The sequence below is a fragment of the Marinobacter sp. 1_MG-2023 genome, assembly GCF_030549045.1.
Lineage (GTDB): Bacteria > Pseudomonadota > Gammaproteobacteria > Pseudomonadales > Oleiphilaceae > Marinobacter.
Window position 1 is genome coordinate 71793 of the sequence record NZ_JAUOST010000006.1, and the last position, 22077, is coordinate 93869.

General features: G+C 50.4%; 17 protein-coding genes. 3 read left to right on the forward strand and 14 right to left on the reverse strand.

All coding sequences use genetic code 11. The annotated features are described in order from the left end of the window. Nucleotides 1-15 precede the first annotated feature (15 nt). Nucleotides 16-882 (reverse strand): LysR substrate-binding domain-containing protein, encoded by an 867-nt coding sequence (locus Q4606_RS14550; RefSeq protein WP_303607978.1) that lies wholly within the window; start codon nucleotides 880-882, stop codon nucleotides 16-18. Between the two features lie 184 nt (nucleotides 883-1066). On the opposite strand from Q4606_RS14550, the gene Q4606_RS14555 reads away from it, so the two are divergent. Beyond that, complete coding sequence (locus Q4606_RS14555) at nucleotides 1067-1294, forward strand: hypothetical protein (protein ID WP_303595845.1); 228 nt, start codon at nucleotides 1067-1069, stop codon at nucleotides 1292-1294. A gap of 25 nt (nucleotides 1295-1319) precedes the next feature. On the opposite strand, the gene Q4606_RS14560 is transcribed toward Q4606_RS14555, so the two are convergent. From Q4606_RS14560 to Q4606_RS14585, 6 genes are all read right to left on the reverse strand, one after another. Beyond that, a complete protein-coding gene (locus Q4606_RS14560) occupies nucleotides 1320-2069 on the reverse strand; it encodes a CLCA_X family protein (protein ID WP_303595844.1) in 750 nt (249 codons plus the stop codon). Nucleotides 2070-2250: 181 nt separating this feature from the next. Next, nucleotides 2251-3063 carry a thioesterase family protein gene (locus Q4606_RS14565; RefSeq protein ID WP_303595843.1) on the reverse strand — a complete coding sequence of 271 codons (813 nt, stop codon included), beginning with the start codon at nucleotides 3061-3063 and terminating at the stop codon, nucleotides 2251-2253. Between the two features lie 9 nt (nucleotides 3064-3072). Next, nucleotides 3073-3876 carry an enoyl-CoA hydratase-related protein gene (locus Q4606_RS14570; protein ID WP_303607979.1) on the reverse strand — a complete coding sequence of 268 codons (804 nt, stop codon included), beginning with the start codon at nucleotides 3874-3876 and terminating at the stop codon, nucleotides 3073-3075. Nucleotides 3877-4168: 292 nt separating this feature from the next. Then, on the reverse strand, nucleotides 4169-4705 hold the full coding sequence (locus Q4606_RS14575; protein WP_303607980.1) for a PRC-barrel domain-containing protein: 537 nt from the start codon (nucleotides 4703-4705) through the stop codon (nucleotides 4169-4171). A gap of 225 nt (nucleotides 4706-4930) precedes the next feature. Then, on the reverse strand, nucleotides 4931-5215 hold the full coding sequence (locus Q4606_RS14580) for a hypothetical protein (RefSeq protein WP_303607981.1): 285 nt from the start codon (nucleotides 5213-5215) through the stop codon (nucleotides 4931-4933). Between the two features lie 133 nt (nucleotides 5216-5348). Continuing rightward, nucleotides 5349-6386 carry an AI-2E family transporter gene (locus Q4606_RS14585; protein WP_303607982.1) on the reverse strand — a complete coding sequence of 346 codons (1038 nt, stop codon included), beginning with the start codon at nucleotides 6384-6386 and terminating at the stop codon, nucleotides 5349-5351. Between the two features lie 241 nt (nucleotides 6387-6627). Between Q4606_RS14585 and Q4606_RS14590 the strand changes: the two genes are divergently transcribed. Beyond that, on the forward strand, nucleotides 6628-8343 hold the full coding sequence (locus Q4606_RS14590) for an FN3 domain-containing metallophosphoesterase family protein (RefSeq protein ID WP_303607983.1): 1716 nt from the start codon (nucleotides 6628-6630) through the stop codon (nucleotides 8341-8343). A gap of 153 nt (nucleotides 8344-8496) precedes the next feature. Here Q4606_RS14590 and Q4606_RS14595 read toward each other — a convergent pair whose 3' ends face one another. Genes Q4606_RS14595 through Q4606_RS14605 form a run of 3 tightly spaced genes read right to left on the reverse strand, consistent with a single transcriptional unit; the run spans nucleotide 8497 to nucleotide 11377 of the window. Further along, nucleotides 8497-9123 carry a heme-binding protein gene (locus Q4606_RS14595; protein WP_303607984.1) on the reverse strand — a complete coding sequence of 209 codons (627 nt, stop codon included), beginning with the start codon at nucleotides 9121-9123 and terminating at the stop codon, nucleotides 8497-8499. 57 nt (nucleotides 9124-9180) lie between these two features. Further along, entirely contained in the window at nucleotides 9181-10863 is a 1683-nt protein-coding gene (locus Q4606_RS14600) for a class I SAM-dependent methyltransferase (RefSeq protein WP_303607985.1), read from the reverse strand. A gap of 40 nt (nucleotides 10864-10903) precedes the next feature. Further along, complete coding sequence (locus tag Q4606_RS14605) at nucleotides 10904-11377, reverse strand: very short patch repair endonuclease (RefSeq protein WP_303607986.1); 474 nt, start codon at nucleotides 11375-11377, stop codon at nucleotides 10904-10906. 73 nt (nucleotides 11378-11450) lie between these two features. Between Q4606_RS14605 and Q4606_RS14610 the strand changes: the two genes are divergently transcribed. After that, nucleotides 11451-13037: a DNA cytosine methyltransferase gene (locus Q4606_RS14610; protein WP_303607987.1), complete on the forward strand. Its 1587-nt coding sequence runs from the start codon at nucleotides 11451-11453 to the stop codon at nucleotides 13035-13037. 85 nt (nucleotides 13038-13122) lie between these two features. Here Q4606_RS14610 and Q4606_RS14615 read toward each other — a convergent pair whose 3' ends face one another. The 4 genes from Q4606_RS14615 to Q4606_RS14630 all read right to left on the reverse strand — a co-directional run bounded on the left by Q4606_RS14615 (nucleotide 13123) and on the right by Q4606_RS14630 (nucleotide 21994). After that, entirely contained in the window at nucleotides 13123-18246 is a 5124-nt protein-coding gene (locus tag Q4606_RS14615; RefSeq protein WP_303607988.1) for an FtsK/SpoIIIE domain-containing protein, read from the reverse strand. Nucleotides 18247-18258: 12 nt separating this feature from the next. After that, the gene (locus Q4606_RS14620) at nucleotides 18259-19554 is read right to left on the reverse strand and encodes a hypothetical protein (RefSeq protein ID WP_303607989.1); all 1296 of its coding nucleotides are present in this window, start codon (nucleotides 19552-19554) and stop codon (nucleotides 18259-18261) included. Between the two features lie 19 nt (nucleotides 19555-19573). Further along, nucleotides 19574-21427: a hypothetical protein gene (locus Q4606_RS14625; protein WP_303607990.1), complete on the reverse strand. Its 1854-nt coding sequence runs from the start codon at nucleotides 21425-21427 to the stop codon at nucleotides 19574-19576. Nucleotides 21428-21835: 408 nt separating this feature from the next. After that, nucleotides 21836-21994: a hypothetical protein gene (locus Q4606_RS14630; protein WP_303607991.1), complete on the reverse strand. Its 159-nt coding sequence runs from the start codon at nucleotides 21992-21994 to the stop codon at nucleotides 21836-21838. Between the last annotated feature and the right edge of the window lie 83 nt (nucleotides 21995-22077).

Genomic DNA, 22077 nt, shown 5'->3' on the forward strand with positions numbered 1-22077 from the left:
TCCAGCCATCGTGCTTTAACTGTCTTGCAGGCTCCGAAATGCATCTTTCACATGGAGTGCCAAGGCATCGTTCAGCTCATTGGAGCCTTTACGCACAAGGGCCAGCTGGTAGGAGCCTATCTCGGGTAAACCCTGGTTGACTATTTCCTTCAATGGCGGGCGCACAAGGCTCTTCGGGAAGGGTGCAACGGCGAGATCAGCCACCATAGCAGCTTCCTGACCAGAGCAATGTTCACAGGTGTAGGCAATCCGGTAAGGCTTTGCGGCGCTATCGAGGGCCCGCAATGTCATTCGCCGCCAGGAGCAACCTTCGTGCGCCACCGCTACCGGCAAGGGCGTGCGCAGAAACGCGGAGCCCTCCTCCAATCCCGCCCAGGCCAAAGGTTCTTCATAAACAACCTCGCCGCGAATATCCCTGATTTCATCCGCTACGGTAACCAGTGCCAGATCCAGCTCTCCAGCATCCAGCCGGGCGAGATTTTGTTTACTCGATCCCACAACCACATCCACCAACACTGCTGGATATGAGCGTGCAAACTGGGCGAGTACCTCAGGCAGGATGCGGGTACCAACATCGTCTGATGTTCCGATACCGACCTTGCCTTCCAGTGATGGTGAGAGAAAATACTGAACCGCCTCTTCATTCAACCGCAACAATCGACGGCTATAGTCCAGAAGCGCTTCGCCTTCCGCTGTCAGGCGTACCTGCCGCGGTTCGCGAATAAACAGGCATTTGCCAAGATTCTGTTCCAACTGCTTGATTTGCATGCTGAGTGCCGAGGGGGTTCGGTGCACCAACTTCGCGGCACCGGTGAAGGTACCGCACTCGCAAATCGCTACGAAGGACCTGAGTACCTCATTGTCGAGCAACGGTATTGCCACGTGATCACCCTGACTCCTAACTGGACGCGAATATGACTTAAGCATATTTGAACGCAGAGTTAAATTCTTTTCGTTTGATTGAATCTAATTGAAGCTCCATCCTTTCGGTAACAGTGCACTTGAGGGGCAGTTTCGCCCACTCGAATGCCACCAACTCAGGAAGGTCAGAATACGGGTGAAGACAATGCTGAGCATCAAAAGCAACGACCAGATAAACGGGCTGAATATTCTGCCCTGGATGAGGAGCTATACCCGGCGCCAGCAGTTTCGGCGGATGGCTATGTCACTTCTGGCAGAGAAAGACGATGTTCTCTCCGACTTGGGGTATGAGCGCAGGCACCTTTACGGTGCGATGAACCTGCCACTGCGAAATGATGCCGCAAGGTATCTTGAGCAGCATCGCCGGGTTTGATGCCAGCATCAGGCGTACAAACTCATTAACCCGCTCTTGCTTGTTCTCGAAAGAGAGCACGCCCCAGGCTCGCGAAATACTGCGAAAAAGCGGCATTGATATCCTGCCGGTGTTTGCCTGTTGGGTAGAGCCCGGCCCTGGCTTCCTCTGAGTGGCGTGTTCCACGCACCAGAAAGCTGTTGCCGGGCTCACTGTCTTCTACAAACGCTTCGAAAGCCCTGGCACAGAGCTCTTCAGGTTGCGCGTAATACAATACATTACGTTGCTGATCAGCCTGCTTTGAGCGCAGAAACAACGTACTGGGCTGGGTGCCATCTTCATTCAACATAATCGTTCGAAAACACCTGCCCAGTAGCTCAATAAGCGGATGCTCTTTCTGGTCCGCGCTATCCAGCCAGGCCGCGGATGCAAAGCCATGCTTGCCAGAGCTGCGAAACGCTTTGCTTCCCATATAGTGGTCGAACGCATGAAACCATTCATGGGCAAGGCTCCCTGCCCCCGCATTCTTCGCCAGAGCCAGTTGCCGGGTAGCGGGAATATAGTGCGCGGCGACGCCGGGCCTGCCGCCAATTCCGTACTGAAGTCCCAGGGAGCCTCGCAGGGAAACAAGTGCTTCCGGGCCCCGAAGAATGAGTAACAGATCGCTTAGCGCCCGATAGAAGCGGCCAGCTGCTCTGTCGCGCTCTTCCGGCGTTACCCAGTTCCCGACTTCGATGCTCCTGAAGTCGAACCGGCGTCGCACTGTTATAAAAGACACCGAAGCTTGTGCCATCATCACTTCCTCCGGATTTCCACGACAAAGGCAACCAAGCTGCTGGCAAGAGGCAAGCTACACGCCAACAACTGGTTATATATACAGTATATTGGGCATAGACGACTGCTGAGTCAACATTATTGGAAAAGACCAGCACCGAGGTACCCCTGCAGGATACTGCGTCGCCGGTGCGTCGCTGAGCCTAGCCTCCTGAGCCGGGCATCTTCATGCTGATGATCGCCTGCAGGATTTTGCCTACCGGGCCCTGACTGTCGAAGAGGGTCGTTTCCACCAGACCGACACCGGTATTCTGCATACGGCTGCGGGCATCCAGCCCCAGCCATTCGCCAACCGGGCTTCGGTGAAGGTAGAGGGTGACGTCGGCGTTGATGCAGCCAGTTTCACTATCCAGATTGAGTTGACCAACGCCGTTACCAAAATCGCAGAGCGTGGCCGCCATAACAGAAGGGCTCATCTGCACGCCCTGCACCAGCGGCATCGGTAGTTTCATCCAGGCTATCCCATGGCCCTTGCCATTTACACCGTCGATAACTACCGCCTTCGCCGTGCTGTGCAAACCCTCAGGACTATACTGATTCTGCCAGCCGGCGGCCTCAGAAATATTTTCCTCAACGGGCCCGGAAGGAGGATCAAATTCTGGTTCAGGAAAGCGACCGTATTCCGGCACCGAGACCGGGTTGTTCTCAAGGAATAGAGCGCTTGCCCGGGCCACTTCAGTATCACCCGCCAACAACGACGCCTCCATAATTTGCAGTCGTTTACCGCCACGCACCAGCCGGGTGGAGATCGCCAAGGGTGAATTGGGAGCCGGACGAAGCAAATCCACCGTAAGCCTTGTCAGGTTCAGATGCCCGCTATCCGATGCCTGCTCCACCGCATGGGCCATCAAGCCTACCACCGGCCCACCGTGCAGATGTTGGGGACTCCAGGGGCTACAGCACTCAGGCGTAGGTACATACAGTTCTTTATCACGCAGAAACAGTGCTTCACTCATGGGGTGCCCTCACCTCTTCGCCATGGATTCCAACATCCGGTTTACCGCATCCAGGTGCTCCGGCTCGTTGTGAGACATTCCCTGGAACACAGCGCAGAGGTCCAGAAAGTCCTTCAGTTCCATACGTTGAGCCATCTTCATCAGGCGTTTGGTCAGGCGGGTCGCCTTCGGGGGCTGGCTGGCAATACGTTTTGCCATAGTCATCACGGTGGGCATCAGCTCATCAGCCGGTACCACCTCCAGGACCAAGCCCAATTCTTTGGCTTCACTCGCCTCCACAATGCGGCCGGTAAGCGTTAGTTCAAATGCCCTCTGATAACCAATCAGGCGCTGCATGAGCCAGGCTCCACCGTCGCCCGGGATGATGCCCAGGTTCAGGAAGGTTTCACCAAATTTCGCTTTCTCAGAGGCAATCCGTATGTCGGCCATGTTAGCCAGATCAAAGCCGGCACCGATGGCTGGACCGTTCACTGCAGCAATAACGGGAACTTCCACGCCCTGTAAGGCCAACGGAATCTGCTGAATGCCTTTGCGGTAGCGGTCCGCGCACTCGGCCACATCGCCGGCGAAATCACCGCCCCGCTCCGCCATATCGCGAACGTTACCGCCTGCACTGAAGGCAGAACCGGCTCCGGTGATAACCAGTACAGACACATCGTCGCAATGATTGACCCAGTCGGCCGTGGTGACGATGTCGTCGATAAGGTGAGAGCCGGTCAGTGCATTACGCAGGTCATGGCGATTGAGGGTCAGCACCGCTACCCGGCCTTCGAGGGTTAACAGAGCATCGGTGAGATTCGGAAGGTTGCTCATCGGGAAATTCCTTAGAGGTTGGCAAACACCCGGTCACAGCCAGGCAAAATTTTGTGCCTAGGATAAACCACCGGCCGAGGATTATCTCGCCAAAGTGGCAAGCAGCAACCCAAAGAATGAATTGCCTGAGGCTAAACGAAAGTGAAGTCGTTCACGTCGCTTCCGCAGCGCTGGAGGCCGCCCACAAACAGAAGAGTATGTCGATTATTTGCGCTGTACGTGGATGCACTTGAAGATTAAGGGGGGGAGTAATGTGGGAAGCGCCCCACCGGGCGCCCCCATGAGGAAGATTTTACTCAGTCGCCTGCCCGGCTTCGTTACCCATCTCTTCTACGCCTTGCTTGACGTTATACCAAGCTGAAGAAGTGGCCTCTTTGGTGTTTTCCCAAGCATTCTCACTGACATCCTTGGTGTTTTCCCAAGCCTGCTGCAAACTCTGGCTTGTCTGGTTCCACCAGTCCTGATCATACTCAGGCAGTTCTTTAAGTTCATTCTGGGTCATTTCCACATGAACTTCATACTCAACGCTGCCAAAGTCGGCGTTGCCAGGGGCTGTCGCAACAGTAAAAGTGCCACGCTCTGCAATGACTTCTCTGCCCCCCAAGTCAAGTACTTCACCGGTTTCTATAACGAGTGAGTGCAGTGACATATCGTCACTCAACAGAATATCCTCGACCTCACCAATCTCTTCGCCGGTGCTATCGAAAACATCGGCATCATTTAGCTCATCCATAGTGTAAAGCCCTTCTGCGGCAACCGCCGAAAGACTCAATGCCACTCCACCTGCCAGCAGCGAGACGCCCATTGCACGAGTAGTAAACTTACGCATTGTCGTACTCCTTTATGAAGCTTTTCGTGTGGTCGGCCAAAGCGAAGACGCTTTAAAGGCGCAACGCTCGGTAGACGTGATCAGCAACCGAGGGCATCGCCCCGGTGAACTTCGTCACACCCCAACCTAACAAAGGCCCTCACGCTGACCAAATTACCCTCCAGTAATGGTGAGGTCTCCGCGTCATGGCAAGACATAAAGTGATAGGTTTCGAGGACTTCGAGACTAGTTCTTTGCGGAGATCTCGCGGCAATGTTCGTCAATGTCTGGTACAAGGACAGGCAGCCCCTGTGCCAAGTTCAACGCGATACGTTTCATTAAAGCTGTTTCAATCATCTCGTAATTGGCCGAGGCCCCTTCTTCGGTGTGAAGCCGCTCGCGAACCAGCATGATTTGAGCAAGAGCGCCCTGAACCTCTTCGTCCTCAGGATATTTCGCTTTCATAGCTTCTGGCGAAAGTCGCAGGAAATCTTTAGCCAACGCCTCGTGATCAGGTCCGTCAACTTCCATAGCGTTATCTCCTATCAGAGCGACTGTAGCTGCATCATCCAATACGGCTCCCCTTCTGCAATTCGGGCAGACGCGAAGGTCGGGTCCCAATATGTTAAATATAGTTAAATTCCTGTAAAGAACAAACGTCGGCCTATTGCTCTACTCGGGTATCAACATATAGCCGCTTGACAACAACCATCCCCAACACCGTTAAAGGTGCCGCGAGAACCAGGCCAAGAATCCCTGCAGTCAAACCCATAATAATCTGAGCTGACAGCAGCAACGCGGGAGGAAGCTTCACTGATCTGCGGTCTACAAGCGGCGTTATCATGTTGCTTTCCACCGCCTGTACAGCCAAGTAAAGCACCAATACAGGCAAGAACTGGCCATCCGGAAGCGCCACCAGTAACGCAGGGATCGCCGCCAGTATTGGCCCTAAGTTAGGGATCGACACCAGCAATGCTGCCAGCAGCGCAAGTGAGAGCACCATGGGCACCCCCAACAACCATAGCCCCATGCCTGTGGCCACACCGACCACAGTCATTGATAGAAGGCGTCCTAATAGCCACCAATATAGGCGCTGGCTAATTTCTGCAGTAAGCGTTGTAACTGTAGCGCGTTGGCGCGGCGGGATAAGAGAAAGCAATCCCGATCGATAGGTGCCTGGTTCGAAGGCAAAGAACAGAGCTATGAAAACAACAAAAAAAAGATCCAGGAAAATACTCAATGTGGACGAGAGGAATAACGAAACCTTGGAAAACCACTGGCCGAAGAGACTATCTGCTGCACCCTCCTGACTGAACCGCTCAATAATCTGAGTACCCATAGGCCACTTACGAAACTGCTCTTTTAATTCCGAAACGGAATCCGGCAAAATCTTAGCGAGCTGTTCAAACTGCTCGTTCACCCCGCTTGCAAACTGCATTCCCAACAAGGCCAACAAACCTGCTATCGAGAGAATCACAGCTGACAGAGACCACCCGCGCGACAGAAAGCTATGGCTGCATAACCAACCAGCCGGAACCAATAAAAAAGTGCCCAACAGAAGTCCGGCGAAAATCAGCAACAGAACCTGAAAACCATGCCAGAGCAGAATCAAAGCGCCCGCCATAACCGCACTAATGCTTACGGCGATCCAGACTTTTCGGGTGTAGCTGCTTATTGGTGTAGGGGCATTGCTGCCGGGCATGTCGAAACCTCTCGATTAGCCGTTTGAATTTACGTTTAAGAACCAGGCTACCGGACCAAGCGTCCCGAAAAACAAGAATGCCAACTTCCGGCTCAGTTCTGACTTATGGCCCTGAATATTGCCCGAAACCTTAAATTTTACAATTACATAACCTGTAACAGATTAGTCACTTCAGAGACATACTCGCACGCTACAGTTTTCAGTCTGTCACAACGTCTCAAAACCGTAGGAAAACAATCGAATGTCTCCCTTATGCCCGAAATTAGCGTTAGCTTTGGCTATTACCTCTTTAACTGGTTGTTTTAACGGATCAGGTTCGTCCTCAGACTCAAACGAATCACCTACTCCTGACTCATCTGAAAATGATGAGCCATCAGTGGTAGCAGAAAGCCGCTACTACGCTCTACCGTATTTGCAAAATCCCGCTCCAACAGAAATGACCGTGACCTGGTTTAGTGATTCCGACAAGCCAGGAACCCTGGCCGTTAATGGAATTGGTGAGTTTGCTTCAAATCCCGAGTTGGCAGACAGCCTTACCTATGGTGCCTCTGAGATCGAATACATACACGGTGATCAAAACTTTAGCAGTATTCATTCCTATGCTACTGAGGGGGCTGCTCCCGCCCCGAATTACAAGCATTCTGTCAGGGTTACCCAACTCACACCGGAAACCAGCTATCAATACTCTGTAGATCAACCGGGCGCTGACACATTTGCGTCGGAATTCAAAACAGCGCCTATGACTGGCAGTCGAGAGGCGGTTCGCTTCATTGCCATGTCAGACATGGAAACCGAACCTGAGTCGACACAGAAAACCGTACGCTGGACAGCGAATGCATTGGCAGTTGGCGGGGAGAAGCTAGGAACCGACCCTGATACCTATACCCGGCAATACCCTGTTGATCAAACAGAGGGATACAAAGCAAACCTTGGGTACGCTGCAACACGTAGCCCGGACTTTTGGGTCATTGCTGGTGATCTGGTCGAAAAGGGCGGGCGGCAGCTGGACTGGGACGAGTTCTGGCGCCACAGTGCTGGCGAATGGGGCACTCTGGCATCTACAACACCCATCTTCCCTACCCTCGGCAACCATGAAAACTACTGGCACCCGGAGGCTCCGGGATATAACGCCCAGGCATCCATGTTGTCCTATGACAAATGGAACACTTACTGGGATCTGCCGACTAATTACGCTACGGATGAGCGTTATGAGAAACGCTACTATCGCGCTGACTATGGCCCTGTGACCTTGATCTCACTCGATTCCTCCAACGGCAATGATGATGACCCAAGCCAAGACACTAACCTGATGATTAATGGAGTAGAGTCTCGCGTTCCCGACTTCAATCCAGGTAGCGAACAATGGAACTGGGCTATACGTGAACTTGCAGATGCACAAGCGCAAGGCCAGATAATCTTTGTTCAATTCCACCACACAGCATTTGGTACAGGTGTACACAGCTTGCCATCAGGAAGCGCAGGCATCGCCAACGGTGAAGACAGTCAATCGGGCGTTCCGATGCGGGCTTATAAAGAACTCTTCGAACGTTACGGCGTGACAGCCGTGCTATCCGGACATGATGAGTTACTGGAGTATGTTCGCATAAACGGAGTCCATTACTGGGATGTCGGCTTCGCAGGTGATGGCCTAAGAGGGCCTGGATACCCGCCGACCACTACATACGTCCCTTTTGATCAATTGCCGGCCGAGGCCCAGGAAACACACTGGAGCGTTCACGGCGACGTACCGGAGATGTGGAACGGAAACCAACTTATTGATGGCGGCAAGCACTATGGTTTTCTAGAGGTGGACGTTCGCCCCAGTGGCGACTATGGCTATGAAGTCGTCATGACGCCGCGGTATGTTTTCCCCATAACGGATGGGAATGGTGAGCCCACGGGTGAATTTGACCATCGCCAATATAACAAGGTGGTTCGGGTGCTAGTAGAGCGCTGAGGTTATCTTAGCGGGCGAACCTAGGTTCGCTCGCTAAATAATAGAACTCAGATCGAACGAAAGGGAGTTTCAGGGATTGGGCAAGGGGCGATTGCGGCATGGCATCATCCTGGTGGTTTGAGTTCGTTTATTTTTGAATCATTATCCAAGGTCTCATTGCACCTGTTCTACGGGTATCAACACCTCGTTCCGTCTCAGAAACCATGGAATGAACGGCGCGTTATAACGGGCCCATACCGGCGCTCCAGTTGCGATGTACCCCTTTTCACCAATCCACCTTTCCAGCCTGGACTTGTTCTTTTGGTAACCTGATTCACTCCAAAGACCGGAGTAGCGAATGGCTGCCATCGTCTGTTCCGGCACAGAACGTAAAGCGATCCGTTCATCGTTGGGTTTCGGTATGCTGTCCATCGTAAACGAACCGGGCATCATGAAACTCACTACCCATTGACCATCAACCTGGGTCTGCCCGACCGGCGCCGTCATGTCGATTTTCTGGCTCTCAGCCACCTGGCCAACAGGCGCAGTCATGGCGATTTCCGCTTGGGATTGGTTATTGCCGGAAATGTATTTAAACAAACGACCAAAAGCTTCACTGCCCGCGTCTTCAAATTCTGTGTCGACGACCGTCTCTGCAACAATCTGCGGCTCATACTGACGAACTTCCAGATTATCTTCCTTCAGGAGTACTGTGTATTCCGCCTCTTCTGTCGCCATGGTGGTTGCCGATAAGAACATTGAGCACAGTGCGATAACTAGCGCTGCCTGTCGTTTAAGCATGATGTTTCCTTTCATATTTGCCTTCAAGCCCGAAAAGCTCGGTATCGCCAATCTAATTTATACGCCCAACCATTCTGCCAGCTGAAGATTGGTTTTCAGCCTCAGCCGCTGTTGGAGGATCCCCTCAAAAACGCCTTCCACGGATCGTTTCTGCCCTAGCATTGGTAGCGAGGCCTCAGCCTCTGAGAAGAACTGCTCCTCACGCGACGTACCCACTATCGCTTGCTCCCACCAGTTCACTACTCGAGGGTGCGCCTTTTTGAGCAGCAAGTCCCCGGGAAGCTTTTCGGACTTCGAAGCATTTGCCGTATGAGTCGCTGGCATCAGATTCCAGAGATCGTTGTTGTTCCATCGTGACCATGGAAAACAGTGGTCGACGTCAAACCGCTTCGCTTTGAGACTTTTTGCTGTCCATACGCACTCGACTTTGCCGGTCTGCAGCTGCTGTTGAACCATTTGACGTACGGCAGACGTGTCGCGTCGGCCTTCAACCCACTGTAAGCCGCAATGATATACGTCCATGGAATAGCGCAGATCCCAGCTACCCATCAAATCAATCCATTCATTAACAATCGCAGGCTCAATCCAGCACGCATAACGACTGAATGTATCCCAGAGAAACGAAGGAACACGGAAGGTACCGAACCGGGAAAGCGTAGCTTTATCCAGACGCACGGATGCTTTCTTGATGGTTATTCTGGCCGAACCGCCTTCAAAGATCGGACGGTTACTGCCAGGCCAGGTCGTGAAATGTGCAGGATTCTTGAGAATGGTCGAGCAAGCATCCCGGATAGCGCGAAGGACTACCGGCGCAACATCCGCCGACAGCGACATACCCACTCTGAAATCCAGAGGCGTGAAACCCTGCAGCTTGAAGAAATCCTCTGTGGCGAAGCCATAGCCACGGCTGCCTGGCGCCTGCCTCAGTTGGTGTCGGAGAACCAGAGGGTGATAAAGCATAATCCAGAACAGCCCAACCGCCCCAAGCGGAATATCCACCCAGTCATCGGTACGCTTAAGCGCCAGGCCAGGCGCGCCGTCAGCAATCCGTACAAGGGTCCGCAGCAAACCCAATTTGTAGGTCGAGGATTTATTATCATTAACGATGATGTGGCGGACTGTCGGCAATGCGCCTGTGCCATCGTCTGCCAAACGAAAAGCCAGAGTCTCCCAGGAAACTTCGTTCCTCTGAAGTTCATCCTTCTTGCGCCCGACCGGCAACGGAAGCGGGACCAGTGCTCGGCGTTTGGCAAAACCCTCCAGCTCTTCCCTACTGACATCGTAAAAGAGTCGTTCGCCATCACCTGGCCCATGCCGAAGCGTAATCACCAGCATTCCACCGGGTGCCAGAAGCTCAGTCAGGATTCGAAATGCACGTTCACGATCGGTTGGTGGGATATGCATCCAGACCGCGGAAACCAGGATTAGATCGAAGCGATAGCTCAGCTTCCGGATCTTACCTAGATCGGGTAATTGATCGTCTACCCAATGAATGCTCTGATTGCGAGTAGCGCCCTGCCCCAACTCTCGCAAGCCAGCTGCGGGCTCTACCGCGACCACATCCCACCCCCGCGCTGCAAGGGCACTGGAATCGCGACCGCTGCCTGCGCCAACATCCAGAGCCAAGCCCGCCTTTTGGTCTAACTGAGGCAACCAGTCGCTGTGTACCTCGTCGAAGGTCAGGGACTGGTATTGAGCGAAGAAGGTTTGGGCGTTGCGGTTGTATGGGGCGATCGTCATTTGCGGCCCTTCACTCCCTGTATCATCAGATATTTGTTAGCTAGTCACTAATCGCTTGAGTTCTGTTATCAGGAATGAAGAGAGAACTTTCTTTACCTTTCAACCATTTCGATATGCTTTCGATTACTCTATTCAAGTTTTCTTCTTTTGCACCTTTGATTTCGCACTCCCAAACCAGGCATACGCGCCACCCCAGACTCTTCAGGTCAGACAATTTTCGCTGATCCCGGCGAATATTGCCCTCGATTTTGTTTCTCCAGAACTCAGGCCTTGTTTTGGGCCACTTGAATAATCGACATTGATGCCCATGCCAGAAACACCCGTTGACCAAGATCACTGCCCGAAATTTTGGAAGAACAATGTCGGGAGATCCCGGCAGATTCTTACGGTGTAACCGAAACCTGAAGCCGCCCGCATGGAGCGCCTTGCGGATCAAAACTTCCGGCTTAGTATTCTTGCCACGAATGCCAGACATCATTCTGGAACGCGTTTTTGGATCTACAACATCAACCATTTGAGAAATGCTTTCTGGAATTTAGGGCGCTACCTGGTATCCTACCCGCTTACATGACTTTGGCGAACTCTGCATGACTGACACTATCAAAGTAATTGATCTTTTTGCTGGTCCGGGAGGGCTTGGTGAGGGCTTTTCCGCTTTTGAAACTCCCGCAGGAGAGCACCCTTTCAAAATCGTAGCTTCGGTTGAGAAAGAAGCCAGTGCACATAAGACACTAACTCTACGGGCATTCTACCGCCAATTCCTTGGCCGTGAAGTCCCCGATAAATACTATGAATACCTTCGGGGCAAGTCTGAATGCAGCGCAGAGCATTTTTTCGCCAAAAAATATCCCAAAGAATGGGGGGCCGCTAGACAAGAAACACTTGGCGGCCCCAAAGCTTTAGGTAGCGAAGACCATGAAGAAATCTTTGATTCGATTGCAGAGCAGCTCAATGGGCATAAAGGGAAGAAGATCGTTATTGGCGGGCCTCCCTGCCAAGCCTACTCGCTAGTTGGCAGAGCTCGCAACAAAGGTATCAAGGGTTATGTTGCCGAAGAGGATCACCGACACTTCCTCTACAAAGAATATTTGAAAGTTCTCGATCTTGTGCAGCCAGATATTTTCGTCATGGAAAATGTTAAAGGAATTCTGACTGCCAAGGTCAATGGCGAGTCAATTTTCGAGAAAATACGGGAAGATCTGGTCTGCCCCGCTCGCGCACTTGAGAGCAGTCGCGAAGAAGTTGAATATGAATTACTGCCCCTTGCTCACCCACTTGAAGATCACAATCCATACGGCAACTACCAGAATAAAGATTTTGTGATCCGTGCTGAAGAGTTCGGTATTCCACAAGCTCGCCATAGAGTCATTCTTCTCGGCGTACGCAAAAATTTGTGTTCAAAAGATTTAAATGGCGAGCTGCTGGCTAATTGGAGGAAGAGCAGCAAAGTTACCGTCGGGCAAGTACTAGAAGATTTACCCCGACTTAGAAGCGGGCTTTCCCGCACTAAACCCAATACCTATGAGGCTTGGCAAAACAACTTTCAGCATGGTTTTTTGAAGAAGGTCTACCCAGCACTCAAACGCTTTCCACGCGCTCAAAAGAGGGCCAAGAAGGCATGCGAGTCAATTAACTCCAAACTTGACCAGGGTGGAAAGTTCGTCACTGTAGAAGGGAAGCGCAAGAACTACCTGCCGCGTGAACTCAGTGCTTGGTATGAAGATAGACAACTGCAAGGCTTCCTTAACCACGAAGCGAGGAATCACATGCCCGAAGATCTACACCGATACCTGTATGCAAGTTGTTATGCTGAAACCAATGAGGGCATCTCACCTCGCTCACGAGATTACCCTGAAGGCTTGGCTCCCAAACACAAAAACTGGAAGAGTGGTAACTTCACTGATCGCTTCAAAGTGCAGGCGAAAGATCGCGTCGCTAGCACTGTTACAAGTCATATTTCGAAGGATGGGCATTACTTCATTCACTACGACCCAGTTCAGTGCAGAAGTCTTACCGTTAGGGAGGCTGCAAGAATTCAGACCTTCCCAGATAACTATTTCTTTGAAGGGAACAGAACTGAGCAGTATGTTCAGGTTGGCAACGCTGTGCCGCCCCTACTTGCAAATCACATTGCCAAAGCTGTACACGGGATCATCTCGCAGCAGGACGATTAGTTCATACATCTGAACCACCGCTCATCATCATTATTGAAGGAGCGGTGGTTACTTGGAGACTATTTTTGTTAACTATTTTTGCGTGTCAGATCTTTGCACACTGAACTCGGGTTAAAACCCCACTCTCTTTGAAGAACGCATCCCCCTTGCCGGTCAGCGATTCTGCTCCGGAATCATCCATAATAACCCGACTTTCAGTAGAGCTTTTAACTCGCAATGCCAATTGGGCAGGCAAATTGGATCTAAGATTGGTGCTTATGACAGTCGCGTCAGGCTTCTGCGTAGCTATAATCACATGGATTCCTGCAGCACGCGCCTTTTGCGCAAGACGCTTTAGATGGCCCTCTATAATTTTTTTTGCGTCTGGCTCCGAGGTCAGGTCAGCATACTCATCCAAGACGATGATCCACCAAGGTGTCTTCTCTTTCTCGGGAGCTTGGGCATTGTAGTCCTCTAAGGAGCGAACTTTGACACCCCTGAACTTAGCATATCGTTCTTGCATTTCTTCTACAGCACGAGCGAGAATTTCTTTCGCATCTTCTTCATCCCAACCAACTTCACCATCCAAGTGTTCAGATTCGGAAAGGTGTTCCAACTCTGTTCCCTTAGGGTCAATGAGCTGTAACCGCACCTCTTCAGGCCCATAATGTTCTGTAATACCTAAAAGAATAGTGTTAAGGGCTTCGGACTTGCCGCTACCAGTGGTTCCGCCAATGAGTAGATGAGGTGAGTTAGACGACGTAAAGTTAATCTCAACAACATTTCCGAATCGATCTTCTCCGATAGGCACAGCCAACCCAGTCTTCGGTCGACTCCAGCGGGACCACAAACCTGAGGCTGAAACGAAATATCTATCCTCATCCAGTTTCGGGACATCGATCGTTACATACCCTTTGTCAATATCGAACCTTATGTCTTGCGCTGCATCAAGCTCCAGCGCTAGTTTAAGCGCATCATGCTGCCCATAAAGCTTACTTGGCGACACTCCTTTACCCGGTTTAACCCGGAATAGAATTGAGGCAGGCCCTTCAACAGCATGCTCAACACCCGACGCTGCTTTACTGACATTGATACCGTACTGGCCAAAAGTATCCAGGATCACTTGGTAGCGCCGGTGAAGCTCATCTTGACCAAGGTGAGAATGTGAACTTGTAGATGAATTTGACTCACTAATTTCGGTCTCAAGAACGTTATCAGCATGACCTTTTATATCTTTTTTATGCGAGTCAGTCTCAGGTATATTCTGCCGTTCAACTTTCCATGCTTCTTTAACATCTAGATCGTCACCAGTATCTTCAGCCGCACCTTGAACAATCTCGTTTGTTGGCTTAGCACCATCCGGCACCACATCCATGACTATAGATGAACTATCCAGCAAGGCGCTCCCTCCTGTCTGGGCTATTTGTACTCTAGGGTCAGCATCATAGCTTTCAACACTAAGCTCCCGATGGTGTGAGTACTCACAAATAGAGTACAAACCAGTAATTTTTAATGATACGAAATCTCCTTCACGAAAACGTCGTCTTATTTCACCTGACACCCTAGATCGGCGTGTTGTCGAGCCAGACTTTTCAGCAGATTGGATATGCACCGCATCTTCACTAATCGTGTCTATTGCAGACAGAATAGTCTCCCGCCAGAGCTCACCATCCATCGAATCCAATTCCCCAGTCGATGGAAATACTGAATCGAACATATTGAGCGTTTTTCGAACCTGCTCCGCTCCATGCGCATCATAACCTGACCGCCTTAATTTACTTTCCAGCACCAATAGATCAACAGAAAGGCCATCATCTCCCAAGTTTAGAGACAGTCTTACCATGTCTGCTCGCATAGAATTTGCTGAGCCAAACCATTCCGGATGTTCGTCAAGAGAGATCCACGCTACGAGCCCATCACTAACACTAATCGGCGCCAAAGAATCTGCTACTTTTCTGGCAATACTTAAACCAAGTATCTCTTCAGTGACCCTTGATATCCCTAGTGCATCCAGAGTAAGCCTTGGCGAAATTTGTCGTGCTTCACTATAAATCTGCTGAGCTAGCTGTTGCGCATGCTGATCAGCCAGTTCAGAACGCCCAATCAGAGAAGCAATGCGGCTAAGCTTTCGCGTAAGCCGATCAATTACAAACTTCTTACCAGCATTCGACGAAACAATCATGGTGAACAGGCCTCCCGGCCCAACACCATCTCTCAGAGAGAGCACCTCAGGCCTAGTTTCTAAGCGTTCGATCTGCTTCCGAGTAATGTGCCTTTCAACCGTTATCACCCAATGAGAGCGCTCGTGGAGAACTCCGAAGAAACGCGCGGTATTATGAAAGTTTATACGGATATCGATAAAGTCTGTTGCTTCAGGACGATCAGATGCCACTGGATTCCTTCTTTCATGTCTCACTGCCAGCGTTGACCAATTGGATAAAGCAATATCGCTCGTCTTAGGACGAAGAGACACCCAAAGAGCAGAGGAATCTGCGCCAGATGCAATATATGTTGGATCATCCAATAAAGGGTTAAACTTTCCAAAAGCCGTAGACTCATCTTCTGTCTTCGCATCTGTGCTTACATTGTCATCCAAAAACTGAGGAACAATTGCGATATCACAAACAAGATCACCGAGAGCTGCGTCCGCATTGTCTCTAACTCTTTCTAAGTCATGCAGGTTCAATTGCACTGGAGGGAAAAGCACACCATCGCCAGCAAGTCGATTATCTGTATCAACCATTTCAAACTGGCGTGCAGCCTCATCCCAGCATTTCCTCGGCGCAACGAACTCAATCGTCATAGCGAGATTCTTGAATTCAGCTTTGCGAACGCCCTGTACGATATCTGCAGGGAGCGCGCTAGCTCCGCCAGTCACCACAAGTACGGCTAGTCCGTCCGACTTATAAGGATGAGCGTGAAGATACAGCGTTATCTGTCGGACAATTTCTGCAACTAGACTGGAATGAATTCTATCTCCCGATGTTGTTCCACCAGATGTTACCGTCCGATGAAAGCTTTCCGTCCAACCTTGCTCGCCCGCTGCAAACAATATATGTCCATCGACGGCAGTGTGTATTGAAGGTTGCTGATGGGGAGACAGGCCTTGAATCCAATCGAGATACAGGTTCTCATTTTGAGAATTAAGCTTAAGTGAGCCTTCGATTGCATCTGCTGCAAGCTGTGAGCACTTTAAAAGGTAGGCAGCAATCCACCTTAGTTTCAGGGGATGTGACTGGAGCATCAGCACTTGATCACCATCAAAGTTCAATACGCAGTCAGCATTCATGAACTCGATCATGCCATCGGGGACATCCCCATCTGGCACAAATGTCGTTCGAGCGTCGGAAAGAAGCGGAGCCCACTCATCAAAAAAATTATTCATTAGCTCAGGCAACAATCCTTCTTTTGCCACTTCATTTCTAAATCTTGATCGTAGATCAATCAACTGGGCAATAATCGGATGCCCTAAAGCCTCTTCTCGGATTGGCTTTGCCGCGCCGCCGTCAAAGGGCCGGCGGCGACTGACCACCTCTGAGATCCACTCTGCGCCAGTTTTATTCGGTTGTGCAAAATGCTCCAGATTCAAATCGCATCGATCTTCACCACAGACAGAAATCCAGAACAAAGCAAGATAAGGGAGATCCTCGGGGAACCATTCAATTGCAGTTTCACTATCAATCTCAATACCGTCTTTCGAATTCACAAGCACGAACTCGAGCGGTAAAGGCAGCCACACGACTCCATCATCGTCGTCTGCCGCACTTCCTTCAGTGTCATCTGCACTAGGGCCAAAGTCTTGTTTCAGTGGCGGCACGTCATACTGTGCGACCATACGCGGATCCAGCTCCAATGATACGGATCCTAATCCATCCTTGAGTGTGCGACCCACTTCTTCCAACGCCCCGCCATAAAGAAAAGCAAATAGTCCTGCTGTGGGCAGAGGGCGTGAAAATTCCGGCAAGCCGAACCGCATCGTAATTTTGAACTCACTACCATTCAGGTCATGCCTCGCCCAAAAATTCGATGCAACCTGCGAAAGCTTGATTAATGGATTCCGAATTCGTTCAAGTGAAGGGGATGCAAGTTTATCAACCATCCGGAGCGTTTGCTTAGACAGAAGATCTCTTAAAGGAAGTTTTCCTGAATCTTCAGGATCGCATTCAAGGAGTTTTCTCGCATCATCAGCCGAGCGGTTGTTCAAGCCGTTCTCTAGACTCAACTCATCAAATTCGGCTCGACGATCAGGTGCGTTTGCGTCAATTTCTTCCGCGATCCGTTGCCCCAACGGTAATCCTTTAACATCCCTGGTGAATACCTGCTCAAAAATTCTGTATGGTATGCGCGCTCGCTTATCTCGCGATGGAGCCTGGCAGTAACCATAACAAGCCAATCTCCAGAACTCTTGTAGTTCAGGGTCGTACTTCTCACCATTTACGTCTGTAAACTTTGTGCGAAGACAATCTTGGGCAGTTTTCTCTCTGTCGAGATCAGCAGAAGCTGAAGCTGCTAGTTCAGCCCTCAAAAGATTCAATGACAGACGTCTCGAGATTCGTCCTGCCATTTCACGCCAATGTTCATCGGGAAACATGTCTAGCAGCTTGAGAGACCGCCCAACAAGCTCGTCCGTTTCGTTGGGAGAATATGTAGAGCCACTTTCATAAATTTCCTTTGCTGCGGCTAGGACAAAACCTGCAAACTTTCTTACAGGGACTGTCATACCGGCCCTAGCCAGCTCCTTCAGAACTTCGACCAAACGATCTCTAATGAGTACATTTCCGTCAGGATCATGCATATCAACATATTGAAATGCCTGTCTGACCATTTCGTCTGGGACAATGAAGCCATCGTCATCGAATGTGCCATCAAGAAAATTAACATCTCTCAAAGTAAAGATGTTCTTAAGTCCCTGCTCATCGCTTTCAACTTTTGTTTCAATATAAACGAGGCCATGTTCATTATTGTTTCGGTAGTACGTTATCGAAAGCTCAGGGTTGGCTCTAAACTCTTCGGGGAAAGCTTCATGTGAATCACTCGCTACCAGCAGCCTGACCTTTCCAAGCTTCCGTTCAGCGCTGCGCAGCTGCCACACCTTCAGAAATTCCAAGGCCTCACTTCTAGTAAGATTTTTTAATCTAAAGGAGTTACGGTCAGCACCACTTTCTGAAGTGAAACTTCGAGCGACAATCTCGAAGGCTGTACCTGCAATAACGTTATCGATTCCTGTCATTTAAAATTCCATTCAAACGTCGTTTCTTGGGCTAACCATTCTTGTGGCATCAGAATACTGAGTAACTAATCCCGCTGCGATCATTTGATCCGCCAGCTGAGCTTCATTTTCCTCAAAAATACTTGCATCGATGGAGCTTACCAGACCCGCTGCTTCTGCAGCTCCACGACCGATCGCTATACCCAGCCGCTCAAAAAGCACTTCGGTCACAAAACGCTCGTATGGTAGTTCTTTTCCCGAGGGGATCGTCGCCAATACAATCATTTCCAGGGCATCTACTGACAATGTGAAATGTTTGCGGCCGCGCCATGCATTCAAGAATCCATTGGCTGCAGCTGTAGCCCAGAAAAAACTCCTAATGTTATTTCGCCGCGCATTAGGTAGTTTGGACTCTACGTCACCGACCGACTGAACTATATTGTCCAAAACTTCCTGTAAGCAGCGCTGAGACGCCCTCCGTAATTGAGGGCTATTAGCACCACAGTCACAAATTAACGGGGTGTCACCCAACCCAAGCCGACTTCTGGACCGCCTGTTCTGCATCAGCACTAACCAAAGTCCAGTCCACCCCATTATCGCTCTAACCTTCGCTACGGAGGTGGCTTCGCGCTGTTCTAGGATATTAAGTACGCCATCCCGATAGATATCCTCAAATCTGTCCAGATTCGAACGTGTGAGCTTTTCAATCTCATCTTCACTTGGACGAACATCCTGTTTACTTTGCTCGTTGATAAATCCCGCTAGAATCTCTAACGGGCTTTCAGCCGTTGCCGAGTATAGCTTTTGGAACCCCTCTTTCATTCGCTGGTTTCGTTCGTAGTTCTCATCAGTCCTTAGAATTTTGAATGCCAAGGCACCACCTCCCCGAAGGTAGAGGCGCTCGAGCCTAATAGTCTTATTCCGCTCGCGAGCATCCCAATGAATCAACGAGGGCGTATAAGGAAAGAAATGCGCTCTAGACCATTTCGGGTCTTTCGATCCACTCGGTATATCCAGTTGTAGACAACGAAGGAGCTCTCTAAGAGTGCCTTCAGCAGCCTCATCGTCCAAAAGAACAGTGTGTCTTCTTGGGTCATTTATGAAGCTTTCATCCCACACAAGCCGACGACCAAAATCATGAGACCGCCTTACTATATTTACTGCATTTCCCCGGGGCAAAATGTCATCCACGCCGCCACAGTAAACAAAATTCAAAAGCTCAAGACCGGGATAATGACCTGCTGTATCAAAATCAAGAACGCCCCCGTACAACTCCCGTGAAACCTCAGGCCCCTTCAAAACTCTCCCTTTAGATCCATCGTCTAGCATAATTCATCCTGCTCCTTACTTATGCACCAGCACCCACAAGGATCGTGCTGCCATCGATAGAGATGGTTTGTGAGCGGCCATCACGAATCAGATTGATTTGATCCGAACTAACTCGCCCAGACTGAGCAATGCGTCCAAGAAAGCTCGCTACACGTCTGATGTCATGCTCATAAAATTTTGTAGGCACATGGCCTGCGGCAGCTCGCAAAATACAATCGAAAGTCATCAAGTCCAGTAGCAAATCATGAGGCCTAGCTTGCAGATCAATAATGCGCAAAACGACATGGCGATCTATCCAATCCACACTTTGCTTTACATGATATTTCTGGTCATCATTTGCGGCCCATTTATCAGAAAGTCTCAGAAGTTCAACATTTGCAGGCTTGATCCTTGCAGCGAGGATCGCAGTACCAGACATTGACCGGCCAAAAGCCGGATCAACAAGGTGAAGTGTTGGTGTCTGTTCTGAGAATTGGAGACCTTGGATATGATGCAATCCTGAGATGACTCTTTTCTTTAGCAATGACTGTTGAGCGTTGTCTAGACTTCCGTGGACAATTGACAGGTAATCCATGCCATATGGAAAGCCAAGGTTAGCCATGTCCAGCATCTGGCAAACGATACCGTCAACATATGCCCTACGCCTAAGTGCCCTAACCACCCTCATAACATTCTGAGCTTCAGATGATCGTTGCCGCTTGTTTCGAGGGTCGCCGATAATTTCATCAATGCCATCTGCCGCATCGATCAACCGGTCATCAAAAGTGGAGGGGTCTGGGAACTGAAGATCCAACTGATGGTGAGCAAATATTCCCTGTTGATTTACAATGCGCTCGTCAATCTCCCGGATTGCACGGCGCCCAGGATCAAGCTTTGGCATTTGCTGCATAAGGGGTAACCGCTTTAGCTGCTCCTTAGACAGGGTGTCTGGAGCCTCAAAAGCCAAGTTATAAAAAGCATACGCTTGCTGCCAACCTTTGTCCCGGCGCTTCAACCTTCTATGGACGTCACTGCATTTAAGCCCCCCGGTTAACAGATAAGCGAATGCCATCAGCATATCCCTGATTGTTATCACGTAGCCTATCCGCTCAAGCGTTGCAAAAAGAAGGCGCAACTTTGCCTTTCTGGTTGCCGCCGCTTCAGAGTCTGCGCGCTCCGACAACATCTCTCTATTACGATAAATTGGACAGTCGTCACGAGCATCACAGTCCGCACAACTCCGCCACCTGGTTCCAGAAGTCCAGTCCCGAAGGGCCATGTCTCCCAGAGACTTACCTGCCTCACCTGCAGCAGTCGACTGGTGATTAAGGTTAACAATATGTATCCGCCCATCTCGACTTGCTCTTCCGTCCTCGAAGCATGACAGGAAAGTTTCGAGCAACTCTTGGCAGTACGCACCAGCACTATCCGACGCCAGAACCGCACGTAGACGCCCCTCGTTAGCACAAATAATGGTTACTGCATTAGTTGTATTCGACTGTTCAACTAGATTTGCTGCAATTTCAGGCGAAAATTCTGAAAAGTCCTTGAATATCCGCAATGCGCTAACCGCTCTTACTTCGCCTTTTGACACTATAACTTGGCGACCATCGCACGACTCATTAATCAGTTTACGAGCTTCGCTCTCATCATAGCCAAGCAGGTCTTGAATAGCCCTCCGGCAAAGATGCGTTTTCCCATGCCCAGCATCGCCAGTCAGAACAATGAGTCGGGCTCCGGATTGCGCAGCACCCATGACGTATTTAAAGGCTACCGTATCGAGATTCAGTGAATCTCGTGCAACTTGGTATTCTTCGTAGATCTGATCATGAGACGGATCGAACGGTAAATACCGTGCCATCCGGTCTACGTGAGGGTTCTTGTTTTCTGACACGAAACTACTCCGACAAAAAAGTTTCAATATCGGGAGTCAGCTCCTATGCTGACTTTCGCCCCCGTCTTTTTTGCGCGTTCCTTCGCACTTATCAACTTGGCTTTTCAAGAAATCAATAATCAATGTTGCCATCTGACTAGAAATCGATTTGACCCTTCTGATACGTAATCCAGACTTTCTTTTCGCATATGTAAGCCAGCAGGCCAAACATACGCACTCTGGCTTTGCTGAGCACTGGCCCCTCGCACTTACCAATCACCTCACCATTGCGAGCTAACAGATAGGCTGCGTCTTTTTTTATGATAAAACCAATACTGCTTGATCCCACCCCAGATTCCAAGGTCTCCTCGGGTTTTGTAGACATGTTCACGGAACATGCACGGGGCCCAACCCGATTTCGGTCGAGGCTCATGCGCCAAAACCCTTCGGGAAGTTCAGGTACTGCTGGTGTTCACAGACAGCGAGCCCAAGCAGGGGCTGGCTTTGGCGTTTGAACCCGGTAACAACCCAGAGGTTTGGCTGAAAGGCCGCTTTCACTTCTGCTAGCCGCTTGTTAACGCGGATCATGCGTTGATCGGCCTGTCAAGTGCGCGTTCACAAGACCCTCCTCATTGATATACTAATTATGCGACGAGCCTGCGACGTTCAAT

Bases quoted from the DNA above. Each gene is read 5' to 3' on its own strand.
- Q4606_RS14555 (WP_303595845.1), top strand. From the start codon at position 1,067: ATGCTGAGCATCAAAAGCAACGACCAGATAAACGGGCTGAATATTCTG.
- Q4606_RS14560 (WP_303595844.1), bottom strand. From the start codon at position 2,069: ATGATGGCACAAGCTTCGGTGTCTTTTATAACAGTGCGACGCCGGTTC.
- Q4606_RS14565 (WP_303595843.1), bottom strand. From the start codon at position 3,063: ATGAGTGAAGCACTGTTTCTGCGTGATAAAGAACTGTATGTACCTACG.
- Q4606_RS14570 (WP_303607979.1), bottom strand. From the start codon at position 3,876: ATGAGCAACCTTCCGAATCTCACCGATGCTCTGTTAACCCTCGAAGGC.
- Q4606_RS14575 (WP_303607980.1), bottom strand. From the start codon at position 4,705: ATGCGTAAGTTTACTACTCGTGCAATGGGCGTCTCGCTGCTGGCAGGT.
- Q4606_RS14580 (WP_303607981.1), bottom strand. From the start codon at position 5,215: ATGGAAGTTGACGGACCTGATCACGAGGCGTTGGCTAAAGATTTCCTG.
- Q4606_RS14585 (WP_303607982.1), bottom strand. From the start codon at position 6,386: ATGCCCGGCAGCAATGCCCCTACACCAATAAGCAGCTACACCCGAAAA.
- Q4606_RS14590 (WP_303607983.1), top strand. From the start codon at position 6,628: ATGTCTCCCTTATGCCCGAAATTAGCGTTAGCTTTGGCTATTACCTCT.
- Q4606_RS14595 (WP_303607984.1), bottom strand. From the start codon at position 9,123: ATGCTTAAACGACAGGCAGCGCTAGTTATCGCACTGTGCTCAATGTTC.
- Q4606_RS14600 (WP_303607985.1), bottom strand. From the start codon at position 10,863: ATGACGATCGCCCCATACAACCGCAACGCCCAAACCTTCTTCGCTCAA.
- Q4606_RS14605 (WP_303607986.1), bottom strand. From the start codon at position 11,377: ATGGTTGATGTTGTAGATCCAAAAACGCGTTCCAGAATGATGTCTGGC.
- Q4606_RS14610 (WP_303607987.1), top strand. From the start codon at position 11,451: ATGACTGACACTATCAAAGTAATTGATCTTTTTGCTGGTCCGGGAGGG.
- Q4606_RS14615 (WP_303607988.1), bottom strand. From the start codon at position 18,246: ATGACAGGAATCGATAACGTTATTGCAGGTACAGCCTTCGAGATTGTC.
- Q4606_RS14620 (WP_303607989.1), bottom strand. From the start codon at position 19,554: ATGCTAGACGATGGATCTAAAGGGAGAGTTTTGAAGGGGCCTGAGGTT.
- Q4606_RS14630 (WP_303607991.1), bottom strand. From the start codon at position 21,994: ATGATCCGCGTTAACAAGCGGCTAGCAGAAGTGAAAGCGGCCTTTCAG.